Below are 25,834 nucleotides of genomic sequence, written 5' to 3'. Positions count from 1 at the left end.
GGTTATAATCTTGAATTTGCGATTAAATAGCAACTTTAATCAATAATTTAAGATTGTAGCCTTTTGTAGTATAGGCACGCCTTAATCGTATATTGGCATAATATACTGATACTATGTAACTGTTGTGTGTTTTGAAAGCAAATTTGTAAAAATTTTCTTAAAAGCTTCATTTTTTAAGATTTTTTTTTTAATAGCTTTTAAAAGAAAATTACTATTTGGAGAGTGGATTGTGACCGAAGGTGTACCTAAATATATTGCCGTGCGAGACAATCTTAGGAAACGCATTGACTTAATGGAGCCAGACGAACAGCTTCCTCCATAAGTAGAATTGTGTAAGCAATACAACGTTAGCCGAATTACTCTTAGACATGCAGTTGATAATCTGATATTGGAAGGTCTGCTTGTAAGAATACAAGGCAAAGGAACTTTTAGAGCAAGAGATGTTATTCACAGTGTTAACCGTGAAGTTATATCAGACCAGGTTCAAGGCTTTTACCAGAATTATTCTGAAAGCAAAGAACATATACGAATCAAAGTTATTCAAAATGATGTAGTTAAAGATGAATCTGCTGCTTATAAGCTTGGTTTAGATGAGTCAATTGATCTGATTTGTGTTAAACGATTAAAGTACGTTGATGACGTTTTGTCTAATTACAGTGTAGTTTATCTTGAAGCTTCAAGATTTCCAAAAGTTTTGACTCATGATTTTACGAAAAAATCTTTAGCAGAGTTTCTAGAAAGCGATTACGCTGTAAAGCTTTGTGAAAATGATTTGTCTGTTCATGTTGAGCAACTATGTGGAACCATGGCAAAAGTTTTACAGGTTGAAGATAAAACTCCATCTCTTGCAGTTGAATCCATTGTTAAGGACTCTTTTGGTTCAATAATAGCCTTTGGTGCTGCTGTTTATACACCAAAGTATTGTGATATTCAATTCAAAATGCATATTAGTGTTTGATATTACTTTATTTATTCTTGAACGATTCTTGTTTTACTATATAAAAATGTTCTAGTATACAGAAAATCTCCGTTACCAAATGTAAACAAATGATAACGGAGATTTTTCAAACTCTAATTAAGATCGCAATCTAATGCGACTATTTTAAAGAGCGTTGATTGCCAAAGCAAGACCAGACTTACGGTTTGCAGCCTGATTCTTATGAATCACACCACGACCTGCAGCCTTGTCAAGCTTCTTAGCAGCCACTGCGAATGCAGCTTCAGCTGCAGCCTTGTCACCAGCAGCGATGGCTTCACGAGTAGCGCGGATAGCAGTCTTCAAAGCAGACTTCACTGCCACGTTACGCTTGTGTGCCTTCTCATTGGTGAGCACGCGCTTTTTCTGCGACTTAATGTTTGCCACTATTACTCCAAACGACGTTTGCTATATCAAGGACATACAAAGGGTAAGCATAGCATGATTCTTGGATAAAACCACTAATTTTCACGAATATTAATCACCATAATGCTTACTGCATGAATTAAATGTAATTAAGTGCATAACTTGCTGTTCTTATCTTCTTGGACTAGGGTAGTCAAGTTGCTACCATTAATGAGTTACAGTGCTTGATGCACATTATACTATATATTCATTGTGTCTTAAAAGGAGATATTTGCTTTGATTACACCGCATAACCAGCCAGGATTTACGGATCAATCGTTGATACGCAACTTCTGCATTATTGCGCATATAGATCACGGCAAGTCTACTGTAGCGGATCGCATTTTGCAGCTTTCTGGAATTGTGCCAGAACGTGAGATGCGAGACCGTTTCTTGGATCGCATGGATATTGAGCAAGAGCGCGGAATAACTATTAAATCGCAGGCTGTTCGCGTGCCGTGGACTTTTGACGGTAAAGAGTACTCGCTTGGCATGATTGATACTCCTGGTCACGTTGATTTTACTTACGAAGTTTCGCGTGCGCTTGCAGCATGCGAGGGTGCGGTTTTGCTTGTGGATGCCACTCAAGGTATTGAAGCGCAGACGCTTTCTAACCTTTATATGGCAATCGAACATGATTTAACGATTATTCCTGTATTAAACAAAATCGATTTGCCTAGTGCGGAGCCAGACAAGCATGCGGAAGAAATAGCTGGATTAATTGGTTGCAAGCCTAATGAAGTTTTGCGTGTTTCTGGGAAAACTGGCGAAGGTGTAAAAGATCTTCTCGACCAAATCGTGCTGGAAGTGCCAGCTCCTAGTGGAAATCCTAATGGCGCTGCTCGTGCGCTTATTTTTGACTCAGTCTACGATTCGTATCGCGGAATCGTCACATATATTCGTATGGTTGATGGCGAGCTTAAATCGCGTGAAAAATTGCATATGATGGGCATTGGCATGACGCATGATCCTATTGAAATCGGCGTTATTAGCCCAGATATGGCTCCAACCAAGGCGCTTGGAGCTGGAGAAGTCGGCTACGTAATTACAGGCGCAAAAGACGTGAGTCAATCTAAAGTTGGCGACACTATTACTAGCGCTGTAAATCCCGCATCTGAGCCTTTGGAAGGCTACAGAGACCCTAAGCCTATGGTTTACGCTGGCTTATTCCCAATAGATAACGCGCAATTCCCAGAGCTAAGAGATGCTCTCGATAAGCTAAAACTTAACGATGCTGCTCTTATTTACGAGCCAGAAACGTCGGTTGCGTTGGGATTTGGTTTCCGTTGTGGATTCTTAGGTCTTTTGCACATGGAGATTGTTTCCGAGCGCTTAAGCCGAGAATTTGGATTAGATCTTATTTCAACTGCTCCAAACGTAACTTACGACGTTACTAGCGAAGACGGTACCGAGCATCATGTGACTAATCCTAGCGAGTTCCCAGAAGGCAAAATCAAGCGCATTATTGAGCCAATGGTTGCTGCCGACATTATTGCTCCAAAAGATTTTATTGGCGCTATTATGGACTTGTGCCAAGATCATCGTGGGGAAATGGGCACAATGGAATACATTAGTGCCGATCGCGTGGAAATGCACTACAGGATTCCTCTTGCAGAAATCGTTTTTGACTTCTTCGATCAGCTTAAAAGCCGCACAAAGGGCTACGCTTCTCTTGACTACCACGAAGATGGCGAGCAAGCTGCAGATCTTGTTAAGGTAGATATTCTTATTCAGGGAGATAAGGTTGACGCTTTTAGCGCCATCGTGCATCGCGATAAGGCTTATTCTTACGGCGTTATGATGACGAAGAAACTTCGCGGACTTATTCCTCGCCAACAGTTTGAGATTCCAATTCAGGCTGCAATTGGCTCGCGTATTATTGCGCGCGAAACGATTAGTGCGCTTAGAAAAGACGTGCTCGCTAAATGCTACGGCGGCGATATTACTCGTAAGCGCAAGCTTCTTGAAAAGCAAAAGGCTGGTAAGAAGCGCATGAAGATGCTTGGACACGTTGAAGTTCCTCAAGAAGCGTTTGTTGCGGCTTTGGCTACGGATGATGGCGCAAACGATAGAGACACTAAAGATAAGATTCGTGCAGCGCAAAAGTCTGAAGGATGAGTTTAGAGTTGGATGCTGAATTAAATAAATCAGCTATGCAAACTAAAAGCATGCCTTTTGAAGTTTACGTGCACGTGCCGTTTTGCTTGCGTCGCTGCGGTTATTGCGATTTTAATACGTATACTGCTCGTGATTTGGGCGAAGGTGCGAGTCGTGAAGGGTACGCGGATGTTGCGATTCTAGAGATGCGTCTTGTAAAAAAGTGGCAGGAATTTCACGGGATTTTCGAGCCTAAAGCGCAATCTGTTTTCTTTGGCGGCGGCACTCCGACCGTTCTTAAAGCGCAAGATTTAGTGCGAATTTTGCAAGAAATACGTAACTTGTGGGGCATTATGCCTGGCGCGGAAATAACTACGGAAGCAAATCCAGACACTGCAGACGAGTCTTATATTGAGACGCTTGCAGAAGGTGGATTTACGCGAATATCTTTCGGAATGCAATCGGCTGTGCCACATGTGTTAAAAACGCTTGACCGCACGCATACTCCAGAAAACGTAGAGCGCGGAGTTAAAACAGCGGATGCTTGTGGTTTGCGTTCGAGTGTTGATTTGATTTATGGAGCTCCAGGGGAGAGTCTAGACGATTGGCGAAAGTCGGTAGAAATGGCTTTGAGCCTGGGCGTTAACCACGTTTCCGCGTATGCGCTAACAGTAGAGCCGCGCACAAAAATGGGTCGCCAAATTGCTGCTGGCACAATTCACGCGCCAGATGACGATGATGAAGCCGCGAAATACGAAGTTGCAGACGAGCTTTTTAATTCTGCGGGCCTAGAGTGGTATGAGATTTCTAATTGGGCGCGCACTGGTTTTGAGTCTCAACATAATCTTGGATATTGGAAGAACATTGATTGGGCAGGAATTGGCCCAGGGGCTCATTCTCACTACAATTCTGTTAGCGGCATTAGCAAGCAAAGCATGGATGATTGTGCTCTTTTGGCGGATTCAAGCAAGTTTTACAATCTTAGATCTTGGGATATTTTGCATCCAAAACGTTGGGCGCATGCGATTAATGCAGGAAACGTGCCTTGGCAAAACTACGAGTGTATAAATAGCGAGGATGCGTTGATAGAAGAGGTAATGCTTGGGTTGCGCATTAGGGAAGGTCTTAGTATTGATGAATTGTGTACAAAGATGCGTAAAGCAAATTGCGAATTTGACGATTCTTATTTGCAAAAAGTGCTAATCGAAGTGTGTAAAGAAGATTTGGCAGTGTTGAACAAAAATCGTATTGCTGCCACTCGAAAAGGGCGTTTATTAAACGATTTATTAATCGAAAAAATTGTTGACGCGTGCCAAAATGGCTTAGTTATGCGTTAAAATGATTCGTATTGTGTGAAAATTCAATGCAGAAAGGAATCAATCATGGCAAACCGCAAAGAGCGTAGAGCAAAAGCCAGGCAGAGTCGTAGGGGAATCCCGTCTCAATACGATCAAACGAATGGCCGCGGTCGCGGTGGAATGATTGACGAATACAATCTGCAAGAACATTCAAGAAGGCTCCAAGAAAACGGCGTTGACGGTTGGAAGCCATCTTCTAGCGTTACAGAACAAGAGGAACAGTTAACTCGTAATATTAAGCGAGCTAAGGCTGGAGATGATACTTGGAATACTGTTCGCAAAGTTATTGGCGTGTGTTCTTGGGCTGTTCTCTTGCTTTCTGCATTCGCGTTCTTGGTAATTATGTGGCTGCCAAGTCAGCCAATGGTGCTTGTTATAACTGTTGCAGTGTTGTTTGCTTTGGGCGTGTTTGGGCTGTTCTTTAGCTTTAGCAACTCTAAGCAAAATCCGCGACTCGATCAGCACGGTACCGCGCTTTAGTTAGATTTGGGTCGATTTAGGTTTGTTTATAAATAAAAATAATTAAGGCGGGCGCTTTGGTAATACAATGTGCGCGCCTTGTTTGTTTTACACGCTTTTATCTATGCAAATCTTGCAAAATGATCATGCAAATTCTAGTTAAATCATGCAAAATAAATTTTTTTGACTAGTAAGTTTTAATTAGTAAAACTTATAGTTTGTTTGCGTAATTTTCTTCTATAATCATTCGACAACTAAAAATATTTAAAATGATTATAACAATATTGCGCATATTTTTTAGATTAAATCAGTAATTTTCATAAAATTTTCTAAGATATTTAAAGAAAATCAACAGTTCTTTCTTAGCTTTTTATAAGGGTAAATCATATAAGCTACGAGATTGTACTTATTGTACCTATTTTGTAACAGACAATTTCATAATGACAAGTGTTCAATGAGGAAGGTAGTCGATGACATTTATTTCTCGCGCAATACGCTACGTTTTGAGAAAAAGAGTGAAATCAGCAATAGTGTTTGTAATATTAGCATTAATTTCAACGCTTCTGCTGGCATCTTCTGCAGTTGCGATTGCTGCAGAAAAAGAAGGCAAAAAGGTAGAAGAACAGGCAGAATCTAGTTTTGTTTTAGCAAATAATCCGCAAGTAAATCCTGGAACTCCTAGGGGAGCAGGAACTGTTAAGCCAAGTGATGTTAAAAAAATAGCGTCACTAAAAAATGTTGATTCGTATGTTTTGCGTCAAAATGTTACTGCCGATTTAGTTGGTGCAAAAGCAGCTAGAATCAAAGGTGTTCAAGACTACGATGCTCGTAGAGAAAAGCAATTCGGAAACGCTGTAAACCTAGAGGGAACAAACTCCTCTAAGGGTCTAAATGCGTTCAAAACAAAATCAATTCACATGGTTAAAGGAAGAGCTTTGCAAGAATCAGATGAGCATGCTTCCTTAATCCACGAAGATTTAGCAAAACTAAATGGCTTAAAATTAGGCGATTCGTTAACACTTAAAGCAAACCCGTTTGACGCCGATAATCTTAACCATTCTACGGAGCAAGTAAAAACACGCATAGTTGGAATTTATGGCGGAGCTAATAATCGCCCAGTTGCAACACGTGCGGAATTAACTGCAAACACTGTGTATACAGATTTAAAAACAACTAGAGAACTTTACAAATATAAGCCTGGAAAAGAAATATACCAGGACGCAAGTTTTAAGGTTAAAAAAGGAGCGGACGCAGATTCTGTGATTGAAGAAGCGTCTAAGCTGCCGATTGATTTGCAAAACTATCAGATTACTCGAGATGATCAATTCGTACAAGGCATGATTGGAGCAGCAAAAGGCGTAAAATCCATGATGAACATAACAGTTATTGCAGTAAGCGCGTTTGCTGTAATTGCTTTAGGATTAGTGCTTATTCTTTGGATTAATGAGCGTAGAAGAGAAATTGGTGTTCTAACTTCAATTGGTGTTGGAAAGGCGTCCCTTGTGTTGCAGCAGCTTTTTGAGCTTGTGATACTTGCTATTCCAGCTATTGCAATAGGTTACGGTTTTGCGAGCGCAATATCTCCTTGGATTAGTGATTGCGCATTAGGCTCAGTAAAAAATTCTGCCGCGCAGCAGCTTAGTTCGATGGGTCAAGCTGGAGGAAATCTAGAATCGAGCATGGCAACGAGAACATTAGATAAGATTGCTGTTCAAGTTAACACAGAATGTTTAATTCAATCGTCATTAATTGTTCTGATGGTTATTATTGTGGCAGTTGCGTTGTCTTATCTTCCTATTTTGCGAAAGTCTCCTAGAGATTTGCTTGGCATGCAAAAGTAGTTGGCTGCAAAAGTAGGTGGTAAAATGACTCAAATTATAAAAAGAGCTTGGCTAGCTATAGTTAGAAAACCAAGGCGCAGTGCTATTTTAGCTTTGATTATTACGGTTGTTCTTAGTGCGCTTATTTGCCAGAGTGGAGTTATTGCTTCTGTAAAAAATCTTGAGAATCAAATAGCTTCTAATATTGGCTTAGGTTTTAGCGTTTATGCAAAAACGCAGGGAGAGACTTTACCAGAGTCTGATTCTGCTAGTGATTCTGCTAATCAATCGCAGCAAGATATTCCTCAAGATTTGCAAAAAAACGAAGGAATTCCAGAAAATCTTATTGCAAAATTTAAAAAGATTAGTGGAATAAAAACTATTGCAGAAGAAAAAGATGTTTTAGCAAATCCTGTTAACGTTAAAATTGTAGCGCCAATACATGGTCCGCGTTTAGACAATGATGAGATGTTTTCGCTTGTTTCAATAACGGGAACAACTAGATCACAGTTATCACAAGGATTTCAAGAAGGATTATATAAGCTTGAGGAAGGTAATCATATTGATTCTTCGGCACCTGGCGACTTTAAGCGCGCAAAATCTGCAATAATTCACAAGTCTTTTGCTAAGCAAAATAATCTTAAACTCGGCTCTGTTTTAAAGCTAAAACAAGGCAGCAAAAGCATTAATCTTAAGGTTGTTGGTATTTTTTCTGGCAAGATGCAAACAAAAGGTGCGTTGCCGTCAGACTCTTCCGAAAATCGCGTAATAACTGATTTAGAATCCGCTCTTTACCTGTCTGGAAGTAAAAATCGCAGTTCTATAAAGTGCGTTATGCAAAATTCAAATAATCTAACTAAAGCTTTAGAAGAAGCTAATAAAATCGCTAAAAACGATGGCGATGGCATGCTTTCTGTAGAAAACAATGCGCAAAGATTTGCCTCTGTTCTTCAATCTGTAAAAACAGTTAAGCAACTAGTAACAATGATTTTAATGTGTCTTGCATTAGTCGGAATTATAGTGCTTGGTTTAGTTCTTGTTTTTTGGGTTCGAGGAAGGATTCACGAAGTTGGAGTTCTAATGGCAATTGGTATGAACAAGTCTGTAATAGCTTTGCAAATGATTATAGAAGTTTTTATAATAACAGCCTTCTGTTCAGTTGCATCAATTCTAATTGGGTCTGCAATATCTTCAAGTGTAGGATCAATGCTATTGGCTAATGTCTCAAATAGTACAATTTCTGACTTAAGCATTTCTTGGATTCCAAATAAACAAACATTTTTTGCTATTCTTATAGGATTTGCTATAGCGTTTGTATCTCTATGCATTGCTCTTGCGCCAATAATGTTTAAAAAGCCTCGCTTTGTATTGAATTCAATGAGCTGAGGTGATTTTCTTAGATAATTAATATGAATCAATTAGAAGATTGGATTTAACTGGATTTTATTAAGAATAAGATTCGGATTCTGATAGAAAATTAAAAATTTACAAGTATTAAATATTAAGTATGAAATATTAAATTTAGAAAATATTGGAGTTTTATTATGACTACTTTATTAAAACTTAACAACGTTGATTATTCTTATGGTGCAACTAATATTCCTGTTCTTAGAAACGTTAATGCGGATTTTGAATCAGGGAAAATATACAGTATTACAGGTCAATCTGGAGCTGGAAAATCCACTATGCTATCTCTTCTAGCGGGATTAGATACTCCAACAAAAGGAACAGTATTGTTTGATGGACAAGATATTTCCAAGAATGGTGGATATTCTAATCATCGCAAGAATCATGTGTCTTTAGTTTTTCAGAATTTCAATCTAATCGACTACTTGACTCCTGTAGAAAACTTGCGTCTTGTTAATTCAAATGCTGATTCCAAGATTCTTAAAGAACTGGGACTTAGTGAAGACGAATCAACTAGAAATATAACAAAGCTTTCTGGCGGGCAGCAGCAGCGAGTGGCTATTGCGCGAGCGCTTGTATCTTCTGCTCCTGTTATTCTTGCCGATGAGCCAACAGGTAGCTTGGATCCAAATACAACACAAGAAGTTATATCAATCTTAAAAGACGCAGCTCATAAACACGGAAAATGCGTGATTGTTGTAACACATTCGAGCGATGTGGCGGCTGCTGCAGACATAAAATATGTTCTCAAAAACAAACAGTTAACAAAAAAATAATATAAAAGACTAATTATCAACGATTTTTCCGTGCTTCTGCGTAAAGTAAAACCTGTGCGTAACCTTTGCGCAGAAGTTGCGTATCAGTGCATACACGGGGAGGTTGTTGTGGCTGAAGTGTCAGATTCTAAGCCTATTGTGGCAGTTGTTATGGGGTCTTCAAGTGATTGGGAAACCATGCGTCATGCCTGCGAAATCCTAGAAAGATTCAGAGTGCCGTATATGAAAAAAGTTATTTCTGCACATCGCACTCCAGAACTTATGGCAGATTTTGCTCACAGTGCTAGAAAAAATGGTTTTCGCGTAATTATTGCTGGCGCTGGTGGAGCAGCACACTTACCAGGTATGATTGCTGCTCAAACAACTCTTCCAGTTGTTGGTGTTCCTGTAAAATCCCATGCTCTTTCGGGCTGGGATTCTTTGCTTTCTATAGTGCAAATGCCTGGTGGTATTCCTGTTGCTACAACAGCTGTGGGCAACTCGGGAGCTACAAATGCTGGTTTGCTTGCAGTAAGCATGTTGAGCACAACAGATAATCGTCTTGCAGACGAACTTGAAGATTACCGTCAAGAATTAAAAGAGAAGGTTGAGGAATCTAATGCCGAGCTTATCTGAAGTCACTAATGGTGCTGTAGAGCGTTTGATGCCAGGAGCCACTATTGGAATTATTGGCGGCGGTCAATTGGGACGCATGATGGCTATTGCAGCTAGACATATGGGATTCCGCATAGGAGTTTTAGATCCAACGCTTGATTGCCCAGTATTTCAGGTTGCAGATTTGCAGGTTGAGGCAAATTATGATGATCCTGAAGGCTTGCGCGAGCTTGCTGAACGTTGTGATGTTCTTACATACGAGTTTGAAAATGTTAACGCAGATGCGTTAGATAAGGTTCGTCATTTAACAGCTATTCCTCAGGGCACAGATTTATTGCGTGTTACACAAGATCGTGTTTGTGAAAAAGAGTTTATTAATAAGCATGGCATTGAAACAGCTAAATGGCGTGAAGTCAATAATCTTGACGATTTAGACGCAGCAATCGAAGAAATTGGTTTGCCTGCTATTCTTAAGACTCGTCGTGGTGGCTATGATGGTCATGGTCAGGATGTTCTTCGCACTGAAGAAGATGTTGCTAATATTCATCACCGTTCCGATAGGGGAGGAAAATTCCCTCCGTCTATTCTTGAAGGCTTTGTAGATTTTGCTTTTGAAGCTTCAATTCTTGTTTCCGGCAATGGTAATGATTTTGTGACTTATCCTCTTGTAAAAAACGTTCATCACAATAGCATTCTTCATATGACTCTCGCACCTGCAGTTGTGGATCCTGTTGTAGAAGAGACCGCACACGATTTAGCGCTTCAACTGGCTAAAGGTTTTGAGCTTGCTGGAACGCTTGGCATTGAGTTATTTATTACTAAAGATAATCGTGTAGTAGTAAACGAGCTTGCTCCTCGCCCTCACAATTCTGGGCATTACACGATTGAAGCTTGCGATATGGATCAGTTTGAAGCACATATTCGCGGTATTGTTGGATGGCCTTTAAAAAAGCCTAAGCTGCTTTCTCCTGCAGTGATGGTTAATGTTCTTGGTCAACATGTTGCTCCTACTCGTTCTCTTATATTAGAGCATCCAGAATGGCATGTTCATGACTATGGAAAGGCTGAGGTTCGTAAAAATCGCAAAATGGGTCATATTACTGTTTTGTGTGATGACCCAGTTAAAGAAGCTGCAGAATTAGATGCTACTGGCTGTTGGGATGACGAGCTTGATTAAAAGATTTAGTATTAGTCTTAAAATTTAAATAGTTATAGTTTGTTGGACTAGTATTAGATTTTTTAATAGTTTGAAAGGTAAAAGGTTAAATAATGGTTGGTGAGCCAGTACGCAGAAACACTAAGCAAAAAGAAACTGTTCTTGAACATTTAAGAGCTTCGCGTAATTTTGTTTCTGCACAGAATCTGCATCGCCTGCTTGTGGAAGATGGTGAAATCATTGGTTTAGCCACAGTGTATCGTCAGCTTAATATGCTTGCACAAAGTGGCGATGTTGATACTGTTCGTTTTAATGGACAGCAACTATTTCGCATTTGCGATGAGAATACTCATCACCACCATCTTGTGTGTGAAAAGTGTGGTAAAACCGTGGATATAGAGCCTCCTGATGATGAGGGTTGGATTCACAAGATCGCCGAATCTCATGGGTATACGGTTATAGATCACACTTTGGAAGTGTTTGGATTATGCCCAGACTGTAATCAGAGTGTAGATTGATTGCAAACTCATTAATCAATCTAATTAATTACAGTTAAAAATCAGCCTAGATTTAGAATTTAGGCTGATTTTTCATTACATGAACTATTTTTTAAGAGTTTTTAGCATTTCTAAAATCTGCTTAGGATTAGTCTCTGGCAAATAAGAGCTTGTAACAGCTAACGATATTTGTGCTAGTTTTGCAGAATCCAAATAGCATATGTATACAGGTCTATTAGTAGGCTGGAACTTCTTTTTAAAGAAATAAAGCGACTTAAATCCGTATGCTGGCTCCAAAATATCGGACATCATTTCAAGCGTATGAACAATAATATCATTTGATTCATGATGATTTGAAGATTGAGAATCTCCATGAATTGTAGGCTTTTGGCTTGCCTGGATATCTTTACTAGAATCCTCATTGCTTAATGTAGAATTTTCACAAATATCTGTTATTCCAGCAAGAGGAGCTGCAGAAAGACTCATAAACTCCACAGCAGATTCTGGATTTTCAAGACCTTCGTCTCTTAACCGTTCCGCCATTCTAGCAATAAGCAACTCCATAATTCCATTAGGGCTATCCGTGCGATGTCTCATAAAATCAAGAGTCCACCCGATTACGCGATTATTGTCATAAGTCGGCATCCAACTTGTAACCCCAAGAACGCGATTGTTCTCGTCAATCGCATACAAAATCTTTACTCTAGGATCATGCAATTCTTCCAAACCGCCAAGAGTAAACTTCATTTCTGGAAGGGCTTTAAGTTCCGCCCATTCTTCCGAAATCTCAATAATTTGTTGCTGAACTTCCCAAGGAGCATCGTTGTAAGTGCTAAGAACATCTGTTATTCCATCACGTTTTGCCTTGTTTATGGCAGTGCGAATATCCTGCCACTTTTTACCCCTAGTTTGCCACTCTTTAGGGTAGACTAGCATATCGCTTCCAACTTTTATAGAAGAAAAACCAATAGATTCCAAGGCTTTTCGTTCTTCATCGTGAACAGCGTAGAATGCTGGAGACCATGAATTTTGTTCGCAAAGTTGAATAAACGCTTTCAAATCTTGTTTATATTCTGTTTTATCTCCAAAAGGACCAGTTAGAGTTAAAGCAACTCCATATTTTAGTCTGTATGCTATTGCAGAATGTTCAGTGGCGGAGAACCAATAGTGGTTATCATGCCATGTTGTCATAAAACTCATGGTGTCTCCACCAAGTTGAACTAACTCGCTTGCTTTTTTGCGGTCTTCTTCATTAATTGTTATTTTGTTTCTAAACCACACCATGCAAACAGCAAAAAGAACAAGCCAGAATAGAACTCCAACACCTTGAGTTATTGCTGAAGACAAAGGAGTTATAGGTGTAAGCATGGCATTGGACCTTAATCCAAAGCCCATAGGCATCCAACGCCCTGGAAGATCACGTAGTAAATGATGCAAGTCTGCTACAGGCTTAAATTCATTTGGTGCAATCAACCCGAAGCAAACATATCCTATTCCAGTAGAAAATAGTGCAAAAACAATTGCAACTAATCCAACTCTGCGCTCAAGCTTATCACTATGATTTGGAAAATGCTTTATGCTTATAAACAGTAGAATTGCTATTAATAAAGGAGGCAAAGCTGTAAGCATAAAGGCTATAGAAGTAGCATTATTCTTGTGGAAAATCATAGTTTGTTTAGTTGCAATCAAAGGCAAAATAGCAAAATACATTGTTGCATATACTGCTGTAATTCCGTTGATTGTTATAGCAGCATAAGCTGCAAGTCTTCTTCCGCGTAAAAGTCCCCAAGATATAATCATTAAAGTGACAATAGGCAAAAGAATACGAATCCAAAGACCTCCTATTGTTGCGTGTTGTAATCCTGAATGAAGCAGGCAACTGCTTGAACTATAGTTTGATATACATCTTGCTAGCCACGGTTTCGTACCCATTTGCGGAGACATGAATAAACCTAATGTAGTTAGTATTCCAGCATGAGATCTAGAAGATAGTGCAAGAACTGGTCCTAAAGCCATAACAAGTTGAGTTATGGCAAATAGACGTCTAATCTCGTAGTCTGTTCCTTCCCACCAGTTCGCGCTTTTCACAGTATTTGTATTAGCATTGCTATTTTTGTTCATCAGATTGCCAATAATATGGCCACAAATTGCTGCAAAAATTGTGCAATAATCCCCAGGATTTCCACTATAAAGAAGCATTGCAGACGTGATTGCATATCCCAAAACAAACATTCGTCTACGCCACAATATTGATTCGCATGTTGCTGCAGCCATAAAAGCTCCAACAAAAAGTGTAAAAGGAGAAAGTCTAATTGGTATTCTAGTAATCCAACGCATGTTTCTAATAATCATTGAAAGATTACCGATTAAAGTAAGCCCGAGTATTGTTCCAATAAGAGTGCTTGTTACGGAAACAAAAAGCAAACGCATTTTACCGATACGTGTTTCGGCTAATCCTATTAAAACAAGTGAAAGTATTGCATTTACTATTAGAGATGAGAAACTATTTACAAAAAATAGCGAGTGGAATAGTTTAATCAGAAGCTGTGTAATATTTCTATGCCCAAACAAAAAAGTAGAGCTTATTTTCGGTTTATGATACGAGAAGAATTGTGAAAGAGTTGCATTGGTGCCATAAGTATAGATGTGCATTACGGTACTGAAAACCCAGTGAATAAGGTTAATAACCAAGAAAACTAGAGTTATTTTCGCTGCTAGCACGCGCTGCGATAGCCACATGCGCACATCGTTGGTAAGAACGCTTAAATGATGTTTTGCTGTAGACTCGTGATTTTTTGATAAAAAGTTTGGCATGATTTATCGCCTCACCTTCTGATTGATAACCACTTGAATATTATTATAAGAGTTTAAATCTGGATAATTGCTTGTTATTCCAGAATCTTTACAAAGATGGTCGATTACAACTTTTAACCCATTTTGAACGGTATGCCAATCGTGTCCAGATCCTTTAGAAATCATGGTTATAACGCTTATTCCAGACTTATGAGCCGCTATAGCAATATTAGACTGATTTACTTGCGATTTAGGATCCCAAGCTCCAGCTATAGAGTAATAATTTTGTTTTAAAGGAGCATTTTTTCTCATTATGTTTGCTGGAATATGCTTTTCGTATTTTTTGCGATCTCCATCAAAATAACGTTTTATTGTTTCATCGCGATTCTTGTATGTTGGCTCTAGTTCTCCGCCTGCAGAATACATGTTTCCAAATAGTTTAGGATAAGCTGGCACAATCTGAGTTGCGCAAGTTCCTCCTTGAGAAAATCCTCCCATTAGCCAAAGTGCTGGATTGTTGCTGGCTGGTAGATTTTTATGAATCCAATTAACAACATCTTTTGTCAAATAAGTTTGTGCTTTTCCATAAACCTTTGTATCCGCGCAAAGAGAATTGTGTGTTGCAGTACCGTTTTGATCTGGTGACACAACAATCGGAGCTAAACCATTATGATCCTTAGCATAAGCGTCTAAGGTGTTTACAATTTCGCTCGCAGCAAATAGCCTATTAGGGCTTCCTGGTTGACCAGAAAGAAGAACCATTACAGGCAGTTTTGGAGCGTATTTTGTTAAAGCTGCTGGTGGTAAGTAGACGTTTGCGGTGCGGGCACGGAAGTTAGATGTTGTTGCGGGAATTTTAACGGATCTACTTATTCCTTTGGATGGTATTTTTGGGAGCTTGTTTTGTGCTGCGAGTGAATTCCAATCAGCGATTTCCATAACCCCATTATGTTTATTATGCTCTTCAAGCTTTGGATAATTACCTAATCCAAATACTGATCCAATAGTTGTGTATTCGCCATAAATCATATTTACGCGAATCATTGTGGCTAAAATAAACAGAATAATTGAAAATATTGCGAAAGCTCTTCTATATCCTTTAGATATTATCGCAGCGCTTAAAGCAAATCCTACGGCTGCAAATCCTCCTGCAATAGAAAAAATCACGAGCCATCCTAGGCTTACTCCGAATACAAGAAAAACGTCTGAAATAAGCCAAGTTATAAATCCAAATATAATTGCGAATAATGATGCAGAACCTAATTGTGTTAAAAGAGATGGAAAATACTTTATTTTTTTAGATTTTGTTATTAAAAGGACAGCTAAGCATAATCCAGATATTGCGAATATACTTATAGGTAGTATGCCGTGCATTAGGTTAATTGTGGCAATAAACTTCATTTTTACTGTTCCTTAAAACCTCACTAGATTAGAGCTGTCAAAAAATATAGCCGTTGATAATATAATTCGTAATCCTTAAAATTTTCTATATTATGTCATCAATTATAATGATAAAAGATACAGAGTTTATTACAATACGTCAAAAGTATGAATATACACAATTGTTTACTACAAGTTATGTTTATTTATGACGATGGCGATAATTAAAATGTATTTGTAACATAGATGCGTAAATGAGTTATGTATTAGTCATGTAATTAGAAGGGTGTGAAATTGCCATTAAGCAATTTTCTTACTATTTTTAAACGTTTTAAGCTTGCGATTCCGCGATGGCTGTATGCGGTTCTGTTCGTTGTATTTGATGCAATAATGGTTATGATTGTGCAGCTTTCTGTTCAAAGGTCTGGACGAGTGGAAATGACTTCCTCGCTTTCGGCAAGCGCATGGAACATAATTTCAAAAATGTGGATTAGCTTAAATTTTGTATTCGTTTTGAATCTGCTTATAGTTGCTCTAATTTACGGAATTCTGTTGATGGTAATAAATCGTTTTTGGATTACTACACTTATTCTGATTACATTATCTGTAATAATTTCTGTAATCGAGTATATGAAGGTTAATGTTAGATACGAGACAATTCTTCCAGCGGACTTGAACTTTTTAAAGAGTAATACGGGGAATATCGCATCTTTTCTGCCGGATAATGCTATAGCCGTGATTGTCTGCTCCATAATTGCTGTACTTGTAGCTGTTATTGCTGCTATTTTTATGCATTTTGTAGATGTAAATCGCGGAAAAATCGTGTTTACTAAGGATTTTCGCATTTCTATTGTAATTAGAGTTGTTACATGCTTAGTGTGTTTTTTGGGTCTTGGATGGTATGTTTCTGGGGTTGGAACAGTTGGTTCTAGTGCTAACGGTTTTGCTAAGTTTATGGGCGATGCTCCTGCGATGTGGGATTCTGTTTATGATTCGCAAAGAAACGGTGCTTTAGTTGCTTTCTTAAGACAAGTGAATCCAAAAGTTATGGATAAACCAGCGGATTACAATGAATCCACTATGAAAGCTCTTCTAAAAAAATATGATACTGAAGCTAAGAAAATCAATGTTTCTCGCAAAAGCAAAATTTCAGACAATACTGTGGTTTATGTACTTTCGGAATCTTTCTCAAACCCAATGAGGGTTCCAGGATTGCAACTGAATAAGAATCCAATGCCATTTATAAGCTCTTTGAAAGAGAAAACAGATAGTGGTTTAATGCTTTCTTCTGGTTATGGTGGGGGAACAGCGAATCTCGAATATATGTCTCTTACGGGATTGAGCATGGTGAACTTCAATTCATCTCTTACAAGCCCGTATCAGCAGCTTGTTCCAAATTCTTCTTGGACTCCTACAATCAACAGATATTGGGGTAGTGAAGGAAATTCTGTAGCTTTTCATCCATATGAGCCAAGCATGTATTCTAGATCAATAAACTACAAGAAGTTCGGTTTTAGTAAGTTTTATGCTCTTGAAGGTCCTAATATTATTTCTCATAAAAAAATGTTGGATAAATCTCCTTATGTTTCAGATTCTTCAGCTTACGATAGCGCATTTGAGTCAATTTCTGCTAGTAAAAAGCCGCAGTTTGTGCAAGTAGTCACAATGCAAAATCATATGCCTTATAGAAATTGGTATAAGAATAATGATTTTGTTGCAAAAGCAAAAGATGGTTCACCTAATTTAGGACAATCGGAAACATCATCAATTGAAACATATGCTAAGGGTGTTAATTACACGGATCATGCTACGCAAAAGTTCTTAGAGAATCTTGATTCAATTGACAAGCCTGTTACTGTTGTGTTTTACGGCGATCATCTTCCTGGCGTATACAGTACGGCTAGTGCAGATCAAAATAATTCTCTAGATCTGCATTTAACTGACTACTTTATTTGGTCAAATAGAAAAGCTATTGAGACAAATAAGATTAAAAATATTCATAAAAATACTTATTCGTCTCCAAACTTCTTCATATCTCAAGTAGCATCTCATACTAATTCAAAGGTTTCGCCCTATATAGCTTTCCTTACTAGATTACACGATAAGGTTAGTGCTATGGAGCCTCCTGTAGTCAATAAGATTCAAGGTTGGGATAGGATTCCAGAAGGACAATCCATCTATCTGGATAATCATGGTAAGCCAATGATTGCTAATAATATGAATAAAGAAACTAAGCAATTATTGCATGATTACCGCTTGATTCAGTACGACATTACAGCTGGGAAACATTATCTTAAAAATACAAACTTTCTTGGTTTTTAAGATAATCAGATAGTCGGCTAATCCTCTACAAGTCTAGTGCTTTTGACGCAATGTCATGCCTAAAGAACATGTGAGGAAGATTAAGCTTATCTAATATGCTGTAGACGTTGTTTTGAGCGTCTTTTACGTCGTCTCCATGTACTTGCACAAGAGCTACTCTACCTGAAGAAGTAAGAAGTTTGCCGCTTTCTTCATCGCTTTTTACTCCTGCATAATACACGTGCTGACCTTGATTTTCGTCAACAGGAATTTGAGGAATAGGAGTTCCAGTAACTAAAGTGCCAGGGTAGCCTTCGCTTGCTAATACAACTCCAAGAGTTACGCCATTTTTAATCCAAGTAAATGTTGGTTCTTTGCCATGCAAAATGTTAAAAATAGCTTCACCAAAGTCGCTAGTAAGTCTTGGAAGAACAACTTCGGTTTCTGGGTCTCCAAAACGAGCATTAAACTCAATAACTTTAGGCCCTGAAGCTGTATCAATTAATCCAGCATAAAGTACACCGGTAAAAGGCGTGCCCTCTTTAGCTAGTCCTTCAACAGTTGGGCGCACAATCTCGTCAATAGCACGCTGAACTGTTTCGTCGCTAATTTGTGGAACAGGACTATAAGCTCCCATGCCGCCAGTATTTGGACCAGTGTCGCCGTCGTTAGCGCGTTTGTGGTCTTGAGAAATTGGCATAACCCAAAAATCAGTTCCGCTTACGAAACTCATAAGTGAAAACTCTTGACCTTGCAAAAATTCTTCAATAACAACTTTTGCTCCAGCTTGACCAAAACGATGATCGACGAAAATATCTTCCAAAGCATCAACTGCTGTTTGCTCATCCATAGCAACAGTAACGCCTTTTCCAGCAGCCAAACCGTCCGCTTTAATAACAATTGGAGCACCATGCTCAAGAACGTATGCGCGTGCAGGCTCCAAAGCGTCAAATGTTTTGTAGGAGGCAGTTGGAACGTTGTGACGAGCCATAAGCTTTTTTGCGAAATCTTTAGAGCCTTCAATTTGAGCTGCGGCTTTGTTTGGACCAAAAGCGGCAATTCCATGCGCTTCAAAATCGTCAACAATGCCATTCATAAGCGGAACTTCAGGACCAATGAACGCAAAATCGTAGTTATTGTCTTTAACGAACTTAATAAGAGCGTCATGATCTGATTGACTTATGTTTACAGTTTGAATTCCATCTGCTGCAATACCAGGATTTCCAGGAGCAACAGTTACTTCTTCAACGCTTTCTCCTTTAAGTAACGCGTGTGCAATAGCGTGTTCGCGAGCGCCAGAACCAACTACTAAAACTTTCATTTTTAATCCTTTATTGCTTTAAGATTTTGCTGTCTACTGTTTTGCGTTTTTTGCGGTTTACAACAACTCAACTGCAGCGTTTTCGCGCTTAGCCATTTTGCCAATAATATAAGCGGTTTCGTCATGCTCGTTTAGTATACGCATTGCCTCGTTTGCTTTGCTTTCATCAACTGACAAAACCATGCCAATTCCCATATTAAAAACGTTGAACATTTCAGCGTGAGTAACTTCTCCAGCTTTTTCAATAACGCCAAAAATAGGTGGAACGCTCCAGCTAGTGGTATCAATTTTTGCAGCCAAATCATCCGCATACATGCGAGGAACATTTTCAATAAATCCGCCGCCTGTAATATGAGCAACTCCCTTAATAAGATGCTCAGCAAAAAGTGGCTTCAAAGCTTTTACGTAGATTCGAGTAGGTTCAAGAAGAACTTCGCCAAGCGTTTTGCCGCCAAGCTCATCTAACTTGGTGTCAACGCTAAAACCTGCTTCTTCAAACAAAGCTTTGCGAACAAGAGAGAATCCATTTGAATGAACTCCTGAAGAAGGAAGTCCTATAAGCACGTCGCCTTCGCAAATAGCAGAGCCGTCAACAATATTCGAACGTTCTGCAACGCCTACTGCAAAACCTGCAAGATCGTACTCGTCTTCGTCATACATTCCAGGCATTTCAGCAGTTTCGCCGCCAATTAAACCTGCTTCTGATTGCACGCAACCATCTGCAACGCCTGAAACTACCTGCTCAAGTATTTCAGGATTGTTTTTCCCACACGCAATGTAATCGAGGAAGAAAAGAGGCTCGGCACCTTGAGCTGCAATATCGTTTACGCACATTGCAACGCAATCAATGCCAATAGTGTTATGCTTATTCATCATTTTTGCAATCACAAGCTTGGTTCCAACGCCATCCGTACCAGAAATCAGCACTGGCTCTTTGTAACCAAGAGATGCCAAATCAAATAAGCCGCCAAATCCGCCGATGCCACCTACAACGCCTGGGCGTTTCGTGCGATTCACATGCGATTTAATACGACGTACTACTTCGTATCCTGCTTCTACGCTTACGCCAGCCTCTTCATATGCGTGTGGCATATTGATTCCTTTCATAACTATGTTATAAGTATTTTCTTAAATTTTATTTATAAATTGCGGTAAACAATTAAAATATTAAGTTATATAAGATTTTCGTGTGAATATTTGCTGTGCTTTCTCACTTCTTGCAAATGTTCGCGTTCTTCAGGAGTAAGTGAAGCCAAGAATTCTTCGCCGTAATCGTCTAGTGCAGTAGGGTAGTCGCCATTAAAGTAAGCAACACACAAACCGCCATAAGGCGCTGGCTTTTTTAATCCAATCGACTCTACTAATCCATCTAAAGACAAAAATGCTAAGGAATCAGCATCAATATACTCGCGTATTTCTTCGACTGAATGTTTTGCTGCAATAAGTTCCTTTGTGGTTTGAATATCAATACCGTAGAAGCAAGGATATTTAAGAGGAGGAGAAGAAATACGCATATGTACCTCTTTAGCTCCAGCTTCTCGTAGCAATTGCACAATGCGCTTAGAGGTAGTTCCGCGAACAATTGAATCGTCAATAACGATAACGCGTTTTCCTGCAACTACGCCACGAACAGCAGAAAGTTTCATACGAACGCCTTGCTCGCGTAATTCTTGTGTTGGTTGAATAAAAGTGCGTGCAACATACTGGTTTTTAATCAATCCCATTTCATTTGGAATTCCGCTTGTTTCAGCGTATCCTGCAGCAGCAGAAAGTGAAGAATTAGGTACTCCAATAACCATGTCTGCGTCAACAGGAGATTCTTTAGCCAAACGCGCACCCATACGCTTTCGCACAGAATGAACATTAATACCGTAAATATTAGAATCTGGGCGAGCGAAATAAATAAATTCCATTGAGCATACTGCATGTTGTACGTGCTTTGTATATTGCTCAATAGTGTAGCCATCGTCATTAATAACAATTATTTCGCCAGGCTCAATATCGCGAATAAACTCTGCTCTAACAATATCTAATGCGCAAGTTTCGGATGCGAGTACATAAGCTCCATTGCTCATTCTTCCTAAAGAAAGAGGTCTAAAACCATTCGGGTCTGTTACGCCAATAAGCTCCTTTTCAGTTAGAAGCAAATAGGCAAAACCACCATGAACTATTTGCAAAGCATCTTTAAGCTTATCCATAAAAGAAGTTTTATTTGATCTTCTAATAAGATGCATTAACACTTCAGTATCCGAATTCGAGTGGAAGATTGCTCCCTCATCTTCAAGTTTATTCCTAAGAGTTGTGCAATTAGTAAGATTGCCATTATGTCCTAAAGCAACATCTCCATCATGGAAACAAAAAAGAAAAGGCTGAATGTTTTCAACACTTCCCGAACCAGCAGTAGCATAACGAACGTGCCCAATTGCGCTGTTTCCAGTAAGTTTCTTCATAATGTCTTCGTTTGCAAAAACCTGAGTTAAAAGACCTAGGTTTCTGTAACCTTTAAGATGACCATTATCGTTTGATACGATTCCAGCGCCTTCTTGACCTCGGTGTTGCAGTGCATGTAATCCAAAATATGTTAATCTAGCAGCATCTGAATGACCCCAAACGCCAAAAACGCCACACTCTTCATGAATGTCTTCGAGCTCTGCAGACATCAAACACCCCCTGTTGTTTTAGATTCTTAATCAAGATTTTCCTATAAACTTGCTACAAAAATCACATTATGCAGTGAAATATTCGACTCCAGCGCTAAAAATGTTTTGTGTTCTAAAATCTGGAATATTCACGTACAAACCGTTTCCGCTGCGTTCGCAATGTCCCATTTTTCCAAACACTCTGCCATCTGGGCTAGTGATTCCTTCTACAGCCATAAGTGAACCGTTCGGATTCACTTTAAGATTCATGCTTGGAACGCCATTGCTGTCAACGTATTGTGTTGCGATTTGGCCGTTTTGTATAAGAGTATCCATAACTTCTGGCAATGCTACGAATCGACCTTCTCCATGAGATATTGCAACACTATGAACATCGCCAACTTTGCAATTTGAAAGCCATGGAGAAAGATTAGAAGCAACGCGAGTTCTAACAATCTTGCTTTGATGCCTTCCAATAGTGTTAAACGTTAAAGTCGGGCATTCTGAATCCATTGGAACAATATCTCCAAACGGGACAAGACCTAGTTTAATAAGAGCTTGGAAACCATTGCAAATACCAAGCATTAAGCCATCGCGATTATTGAGCAAATCGCGAACAGCGTCACTAACAGCAGGATTCCTAAAGAAAGATGCTATGAACTTGGCTGAACCGTCTGGTTCATCACCTCCAGAGAATCCGCCTGGAATCATAACAATTTGGCTTTTATTAATCTCATCAACAAGATCTTTTGCAGATTGAGCAATATCATCAGCGCTTAAATTATTGATTATAAGCGTTTTGCATTCTGCTCCAGCTTTTTCAAACGCTGCTTGAGTGTCGTATTCGCAATTGTTTCCAGGGAAAACTGGAATGATTACGCGTGGGTGACTAATCGGAGTTTTTCTATGAGAACGCATGTGGTTATGAGAATACTTCAGTTCACTAGAGTTTATAGCAGGAACTGAGTCTCCCTTCTCTCGATACGGGAATATATCTTCTAAAGTATTTTCCCAATCTTCTTGCAAACTAGCTAAATTAAGTTTCTCGTTTTCTACGCAAAACTCGAACTCATTACAAGTTTCGCCTACTACATCTACGCTTACAAGATCTGAATCTGCATACGTAAGTTCAGAATCATCTTTAAGCTCCACATAGAACGACCCATATTCTGGCTTAAACAAATCATTCTTGCTAATCGCATTATTAAGCTTTAACCCAATATGATTTCCCAAAGTCATCTTAAATAAGATTTCCGCACTAGCACCAAATCCAGGAGTGCTAACGGAAAGCGCATGCTTATTTGAGGTAAGATTTTCCACAATCCTAATCGCCTCTAAGAAGCTTTGAGATTTAGGCGTGATTCCATCTTCCTTATATTTAGGCAATATTCTTAAAATTCTACTATTGGCTTTTTTGAATTCTGGCGAAACAACGTTTCTCGCGTCTCCTGTAGAAACAGCAAAAGAAATAAGTGTTGGTGGAACATCAAGATTTTCAAAGCTTCCGCTCATAGAATCCTTGCCGCCAATAGCGCCTACACCAAAGTCAATTTGTGCGCTTAAAGCTCCGAGAATAGCTGCCATTGGTTTTCCCCAACGTTCTGGAGCATTATGAGGCTTTCCAAAATATTCTTGCAAACTTAAATAAGCATTTTCTATAGTAAAACCGCTGGCTGTGAGCTTTGCCAAAGACTCAACAACAGCTAAATAAGCTCCAGTAAATTGATTCTTTTCCATAATATATGGGTTAAAGCCCCACGACATTGCAGAAGCTGTGTTCGTTTCTCCAAAAACTGGCAATTTTGCAACCATTGCTTGTGCAGGAGTAAGCTGACGTCTGCCTCCAAAAGGCATAAGAACTGTTGCAGCTCCAATAGTGGAGTCGAACATTTCACTAAGACCTTTGTTTGAGCAAATATTTATGTTGGAAACAAGATTTTTCATGCGCTCGTCAAAAGATTTATTAGCGTATTCGCCACTTATATCTTGCCATTTCGAAGTATAGTTTTCGCCACTTTCAACGTGAATATTTTGCTCTTTTGGAGCTCCATTAGAAGCTAGGAATTCACGGCTTAGATCCACAATTGTTTTTCCTCGCCAAGTCATTTTCATTCGTGCTTCTTCTGTGACTATGGCTACAATTTGTGCTTCCAAATTTTCCTGACGTGCGTATGACAAAAATTCGTCGGCATCGCTTGCTGCAACATCAACAGCCATTCGCTCTTGAGATTCAGAAATCGCAAGCTCTGTGCCATCAAGACCTTCATATTTTTTAGAGACTTTATCTAAATCAATAATCAAGCCATCTGCAATTTCACCCGTTGCAACGCTTACGCCGCCAGCGCCAAAGTCGTTGCAACGCTTAATAAGTCTGCATGCATCTTTGCGGCGGAAAAGTCGTTGTAACTTGCGTTCAATAGGAGCATTTCCTTTTTGAACTTCTGCTCCGCATTCCTCAATGCTATCAGTGTCTTGCGCTTTAGAAGCACCAGTTGCTCCACCAATTCCGTCTCTTCCAGTTCGTCCACCTAGAAGAATAATCACGTCTCCTGGCTCAGGTGTTTCTCTTCGAACATGGTCTGCTGGGGTAGCGGCTACAACCGCACCCACTTCCATTCGTTTTGCAACGTATCCTGGGTGGTAAATCTCGTGTACTTCGCCTGTTGCAAGTCCAATTTGATTTCCGTAAGAAGAGTAGCCTGCAGCTGCAGACGTTACGATTTTTCTTTGAGGCAATTTTCCTTCAAGAGTTTGGGCTATTGGCGTTCTAGGATCTGCAGCACCAGTTACTCGCATTGCCTGATATACGTAAGATCTTCCCGAAAGAGGGTCGCGAATGCATCCGCCAATGCATGTTGCAGCACCACCAAAAGGCTCGATTTCTGTAGGATGATTATGTGTTTCGTTTTTAAACAAAAACAGCCAATCTTCATCGTGACCGTTTACGTCAACTTTGATTTTTACTGTACAAGCGTTGATTTCTTCGGATTCGTCTAGATTTTTAAGAATTCCATTATGCTTCAAATACTTTGCACCAATAGTTGCCATATCCATAAGGCAAATCGGCTTATTTGTGCGATTAAGTTCTTCTCGCATTTCAAGATAACGATTGAATGCGGTTTGTACTTGCTTATCGTCTATTTTTATGTTTGTAAGATGCGTGCCAAAAGTTGTATGACGGCAATGATCAGACCAATATGTGTCTATTACTTTGATTTCTGTAATAGTTGGATTGCGATTTTCGTTTTTAAAATAGTTCTGGCAGAATTTTGCGTCTTCCAAGTCCATTGCAAGCGCGCGATCTTCTATGAACTTTTTTAAACCTTGTTCGTCTAAATCGTTGAATCCGTTGATAACTTCCACATTTGCTGGAATAACTGTTTCAGTTTGCAAAGTATTGACTTTATCTAAAGATGCTTCGCGCGCTTCAACTGGATTAATTATGTAGTGTTTAATTGCGTCCAAATCTTTTTTAGACAAATCACCTTTAAAAGCCAAGATTTGCGCGGTTCTTACCCTTGGTCGCTCTCCTTGGCTTATAAGCTGTATGCATTCACTTGCAGATTCTGCTCGCTGATCAAATTGTCCTGGAAGAAATTCCATAGCAAAAACATGTTCGCTTGTGCTTATGGGCAGATAATCGTAGGTGTTATCTACTGGTGGTTCGCTAAAAACTGTTTTGATAGCATTGTTGAATAGATCTTCTGATATTCCTTCAACATCATACCTGTTTATTATGCGCGTTGATTTTAAAGAATCTATTCCTAGAATTTCTTTAAGCTCGTGATTAAGATGCTGTGCCTTAACATCGAAACCAGATTGCTTTTCAACATAAACGCGAAATACCACGGTAAA

At 39.2% G+C, this 25,834-nt stretch carries 18 protein-coding genes; 11 read left to right on the top strand and 7 right to left on the bottom strand.

Annotation, left to right across the window (positions count from 1 at the left end; all coding sequences use genetic code 11):
- Positions 1-328: 328 nt before the first annotated feature.
- On the top strand, positions 329-958 hold the full coding sequence (locus GAVG_RS03690; RefSeq protein WP_009994124.1) for a GntR family transcriptional regulator: 630 nt from the start codon (positions 329-331) through the stop codon (positions 956-958).
- A gap of 144 nt (positions 959-1,102) precedes the next feature.
- Here the strand turns inward: GAVG_RS03690 and rpsT are convergent, their stop codons facing one another.
- Positions 1,103-1,363, bottom strand: coding sequence for a 30S ribosomal protein S20 (gene rpsT, locus GAVG_RS03685; protein WP_004113577.1), 261 nt, complete (start codon positions 1,361-1,363; stop codon positions 1,103-1,105).
- Positions 1,364-1,618: 255 nt separating this feature from the next.
- Here rpsT and lepA point away from each other — a divergent pair, with 255 nt between their 5' ends.
- The 9 genes from lepA (at position 1,619) to GAVG_RS03640 (ending at position 11,566) form a co-directional block, all read left to right on the top strand.
- Positions 1,619-3,499 (top strand): translation elongation factor 4, encoded by a 1,881-nt coding sequence (lepA, locus tag GAVG_RS03680; protein WP_009994121.1) that lies wholly within the window; start codon positions 1,619-1,621, stop codon positions 3,497-3,499.
- Complete coding sequence (hemW, locus tag GAVG_RS03675; protein ID WP_009994119.1) at positions 3,496-4,815, top strand: radical SAM family heme chaperone HemW; 1,320 nt, start codon at positions 3,496-3,498, stop codon at positions 4,813-4,815. Before lepA ends, hemW begins: the two co-directional genes overlap by 4 nt.
- A gap of 45 nt (positions 4,816-4,860) precedes the next feature.
- Positions 4,861-5,316: a tripartite tricarboxylate transporter TctB family protein gene (locus GAVG_RS03670; RefSeq protein ID WP_004117747.1), complete on the top strand. Its 456-nt coding sequence runs from the start codon at positions 4,861-4,863 to the stop codon at positions 5,314-5,316.
- Positions 5,317-5,765: 449 nt separating this feature from the next.
- Positions 5,766-7,136 carry an ABC transporter permease gene (locus GAVG_RS03665; RefSeq protein ID WP_009994117.1) on the top strand — a complete coding sequence of 457 codons (1,371 nt, stop codon included), beginning with the start codon at positions 5,766-5,768 and terminating at the stop codon, positions 7,134-7,136.
- 24 nt (positions 7,137-7,160) lie between these two features.
- Positions 7,161-8,501, top strand: a complete 1,341-nt coding sequence (locus GAVG_RS03660; protein ID WP_009994116.1) for an ABC transporter permease — start codon at positions 7,161-7,163, stop codon at positions 8,499-8,501.
- A gap of 158 nt (positions 8,502-8,659) precedes the next feature.
- Complete coding sequence (locus tag GAVG_RS03655) at positions 8,660-9,298, top strand: ABC transporter ATP-binding protein (protein WP_004117754.1); 639 nt, start codon at positions 8,660-8,662, stop codon at positions 9,296-9,298.
- A 150-nt stretch (positions 9,299-9,448) separates the two neighbouring features.
- The gene (gene purE / locus GAVG_RS03650) at positions 9,449-9,913 is read left to right on the top strand and encodes a 5-(carboxyamino)imidazole ribonucleotide mutase (protein WP_217430555.1); all 465 of its coding nucleotides are present in this window, start codon (positions 9,449-9,451) and stop codon (positions 9,911-9,913) included.
- Positions 9,897-11,069: a 5-(carboxyamino)imidazole ribonucleotide synthase gene (gene purK / locus GAVG_RS03645; protein WP_004113596.1), complete on the top strand. Its 1,173-nt coding sequence runs from the start codon at positions 9,897-9,899 to the stop codon at positions 11,067-11,069. Before purE ends, purK begins: the two co-directional genes overlap by 17 nt.
- Positions 11,070-11,161: 92 nt before the next feature.
- Complete coding sequence (locus tag GAVG_RS03640) at positions 11,162-11,566, top strand: Fur family transcriptional regulator (RefSeq protein WP_004113597.1); 405 nt, start codon at positions 11,162-11,164, stop codon at positions 11,564-11,566.
- Between the two features lie 84 nt (positions 11,567-11,650).
- Here the strand turns inward: GAVG_RS03640 and GAVG_RS03635 are convergent, their stop codons facing one another.
- Both GAVG_RS03635 and GAVG_RS03630 read right to left on the bottom strand, forming a co-directional pair.
- On the bottom strand, positions 11,651-14,359 hold the full coding sequence (locus tag GAVG_RS03635; protein WP_009994291.1) for a bifunctional lysylphosphatidylglycerol flippase/synthetase MprF: 2,709 nt from the start codon (positions 14,357-14,359) through the stop codon (positions 11,651-11,653).
- A 3-nt stretch (positions 14,360-14,362) separates the two neighbouring features.
- A complete protein-coding gene (locus tag GAVG_RS03630; protein WP_013399614.1) occupies positions 14,363-15,739 on the bottom strand; it encodes an alpha/beta hydrolase-fold protein in 1,377 nt (458 codons plus the stop codon).
- 267 nt (positions 15,740-16,006) lie between these two features.
- Here GAVG_RS03630 and GAVG_RS03625 point away from each other — a divergent pair, with 267 nt between their 5' ends.
- A complete protein-coding gene (locus tag GAVG_RS03625) occupies positions 16,007-18,040 on the top strand; it encodes an LTA synthase family protein (RefSeq protein WP_009994286.1) in 2,034 nt (677 codons plus the stop codon).
- 25 nt (positions 18,041-18,065) lie between these two features.
- Here GAVG_RS03625 and purD read toward each other — a convergent pair whose 3' ends face one another.
- The 4 genes from purD to GAVG_RS03605 all read right to left on the bottom strand — a co-directional run bounded on the left by purD (position 18,066) and on the right by GAVG_RS03605 (position 25,828).
- A complete protein-coding gene (gene purD / locus GAVG_RS03620; RefSeq protein WP_009994285.1) occupies positions 18,066-19,340 on the bottom strand; it encodes a phosphoribosylamine--glycine ligase in 1,275 nt (424 codons plus the stop codon).
- A gap of 57 nt (positions 19,341-19,397) precedes the next feature.
- A complete protein-coding gene (purM, locus tag GAVG_RS03615) occupies positions 19,398-20,432 on the bottom strand; it encodes a phosphoribosylformylglycinamidine cyclo-ligase (protein WP_004113603.1) in 1,035 nt (344 codons plus the stop codon).
- 80 nt (positions 20,433-20,512) lie between these two features.
- Positions 20,513-22,000 carry an amidophosphoribosyltransferase gene (gene purF, locus GAVG_RS03610; RefSeq protein WP_004113604.1) on the bottom strand — a complete coding sequence of 496 codons (1,488 nt, stop codon included), beginning with the start codon at positions 21,998-22,000 and terminating at the stop codon, positions 20,513-20,515.
- A 66-nt stretch (positions 22,001-22,066) separates the two neighbouring features.
- A complete protein-coding gene (locus GAVG_RS03605) occupies positions 22,067-25,828 on the bottom strand; it encodes a phosphoribosylformylglycinamidine synthase (RefSeq protein ID WP_009994283.1) in 3,762 nt (1,253 codons plus the stop codon).
- Positions 25,829-25,834 lie beyond the last annotated feature (6 nt).

The organism is Gardnerella vaginalis ATCC 14018 = JCM 11026 (assembly GCF_001042655.1).
GTDB classification, from domain to species: Bacteria; Actinomycetota; Actinomycetes; order Actinomycetales; family Bifidobacteriaceae; genus Bifidobacterium; species Bifidobacterium vaginale.
This window is presented reverse-complemented; position numbering and strand designations above follow the sequence as displayed.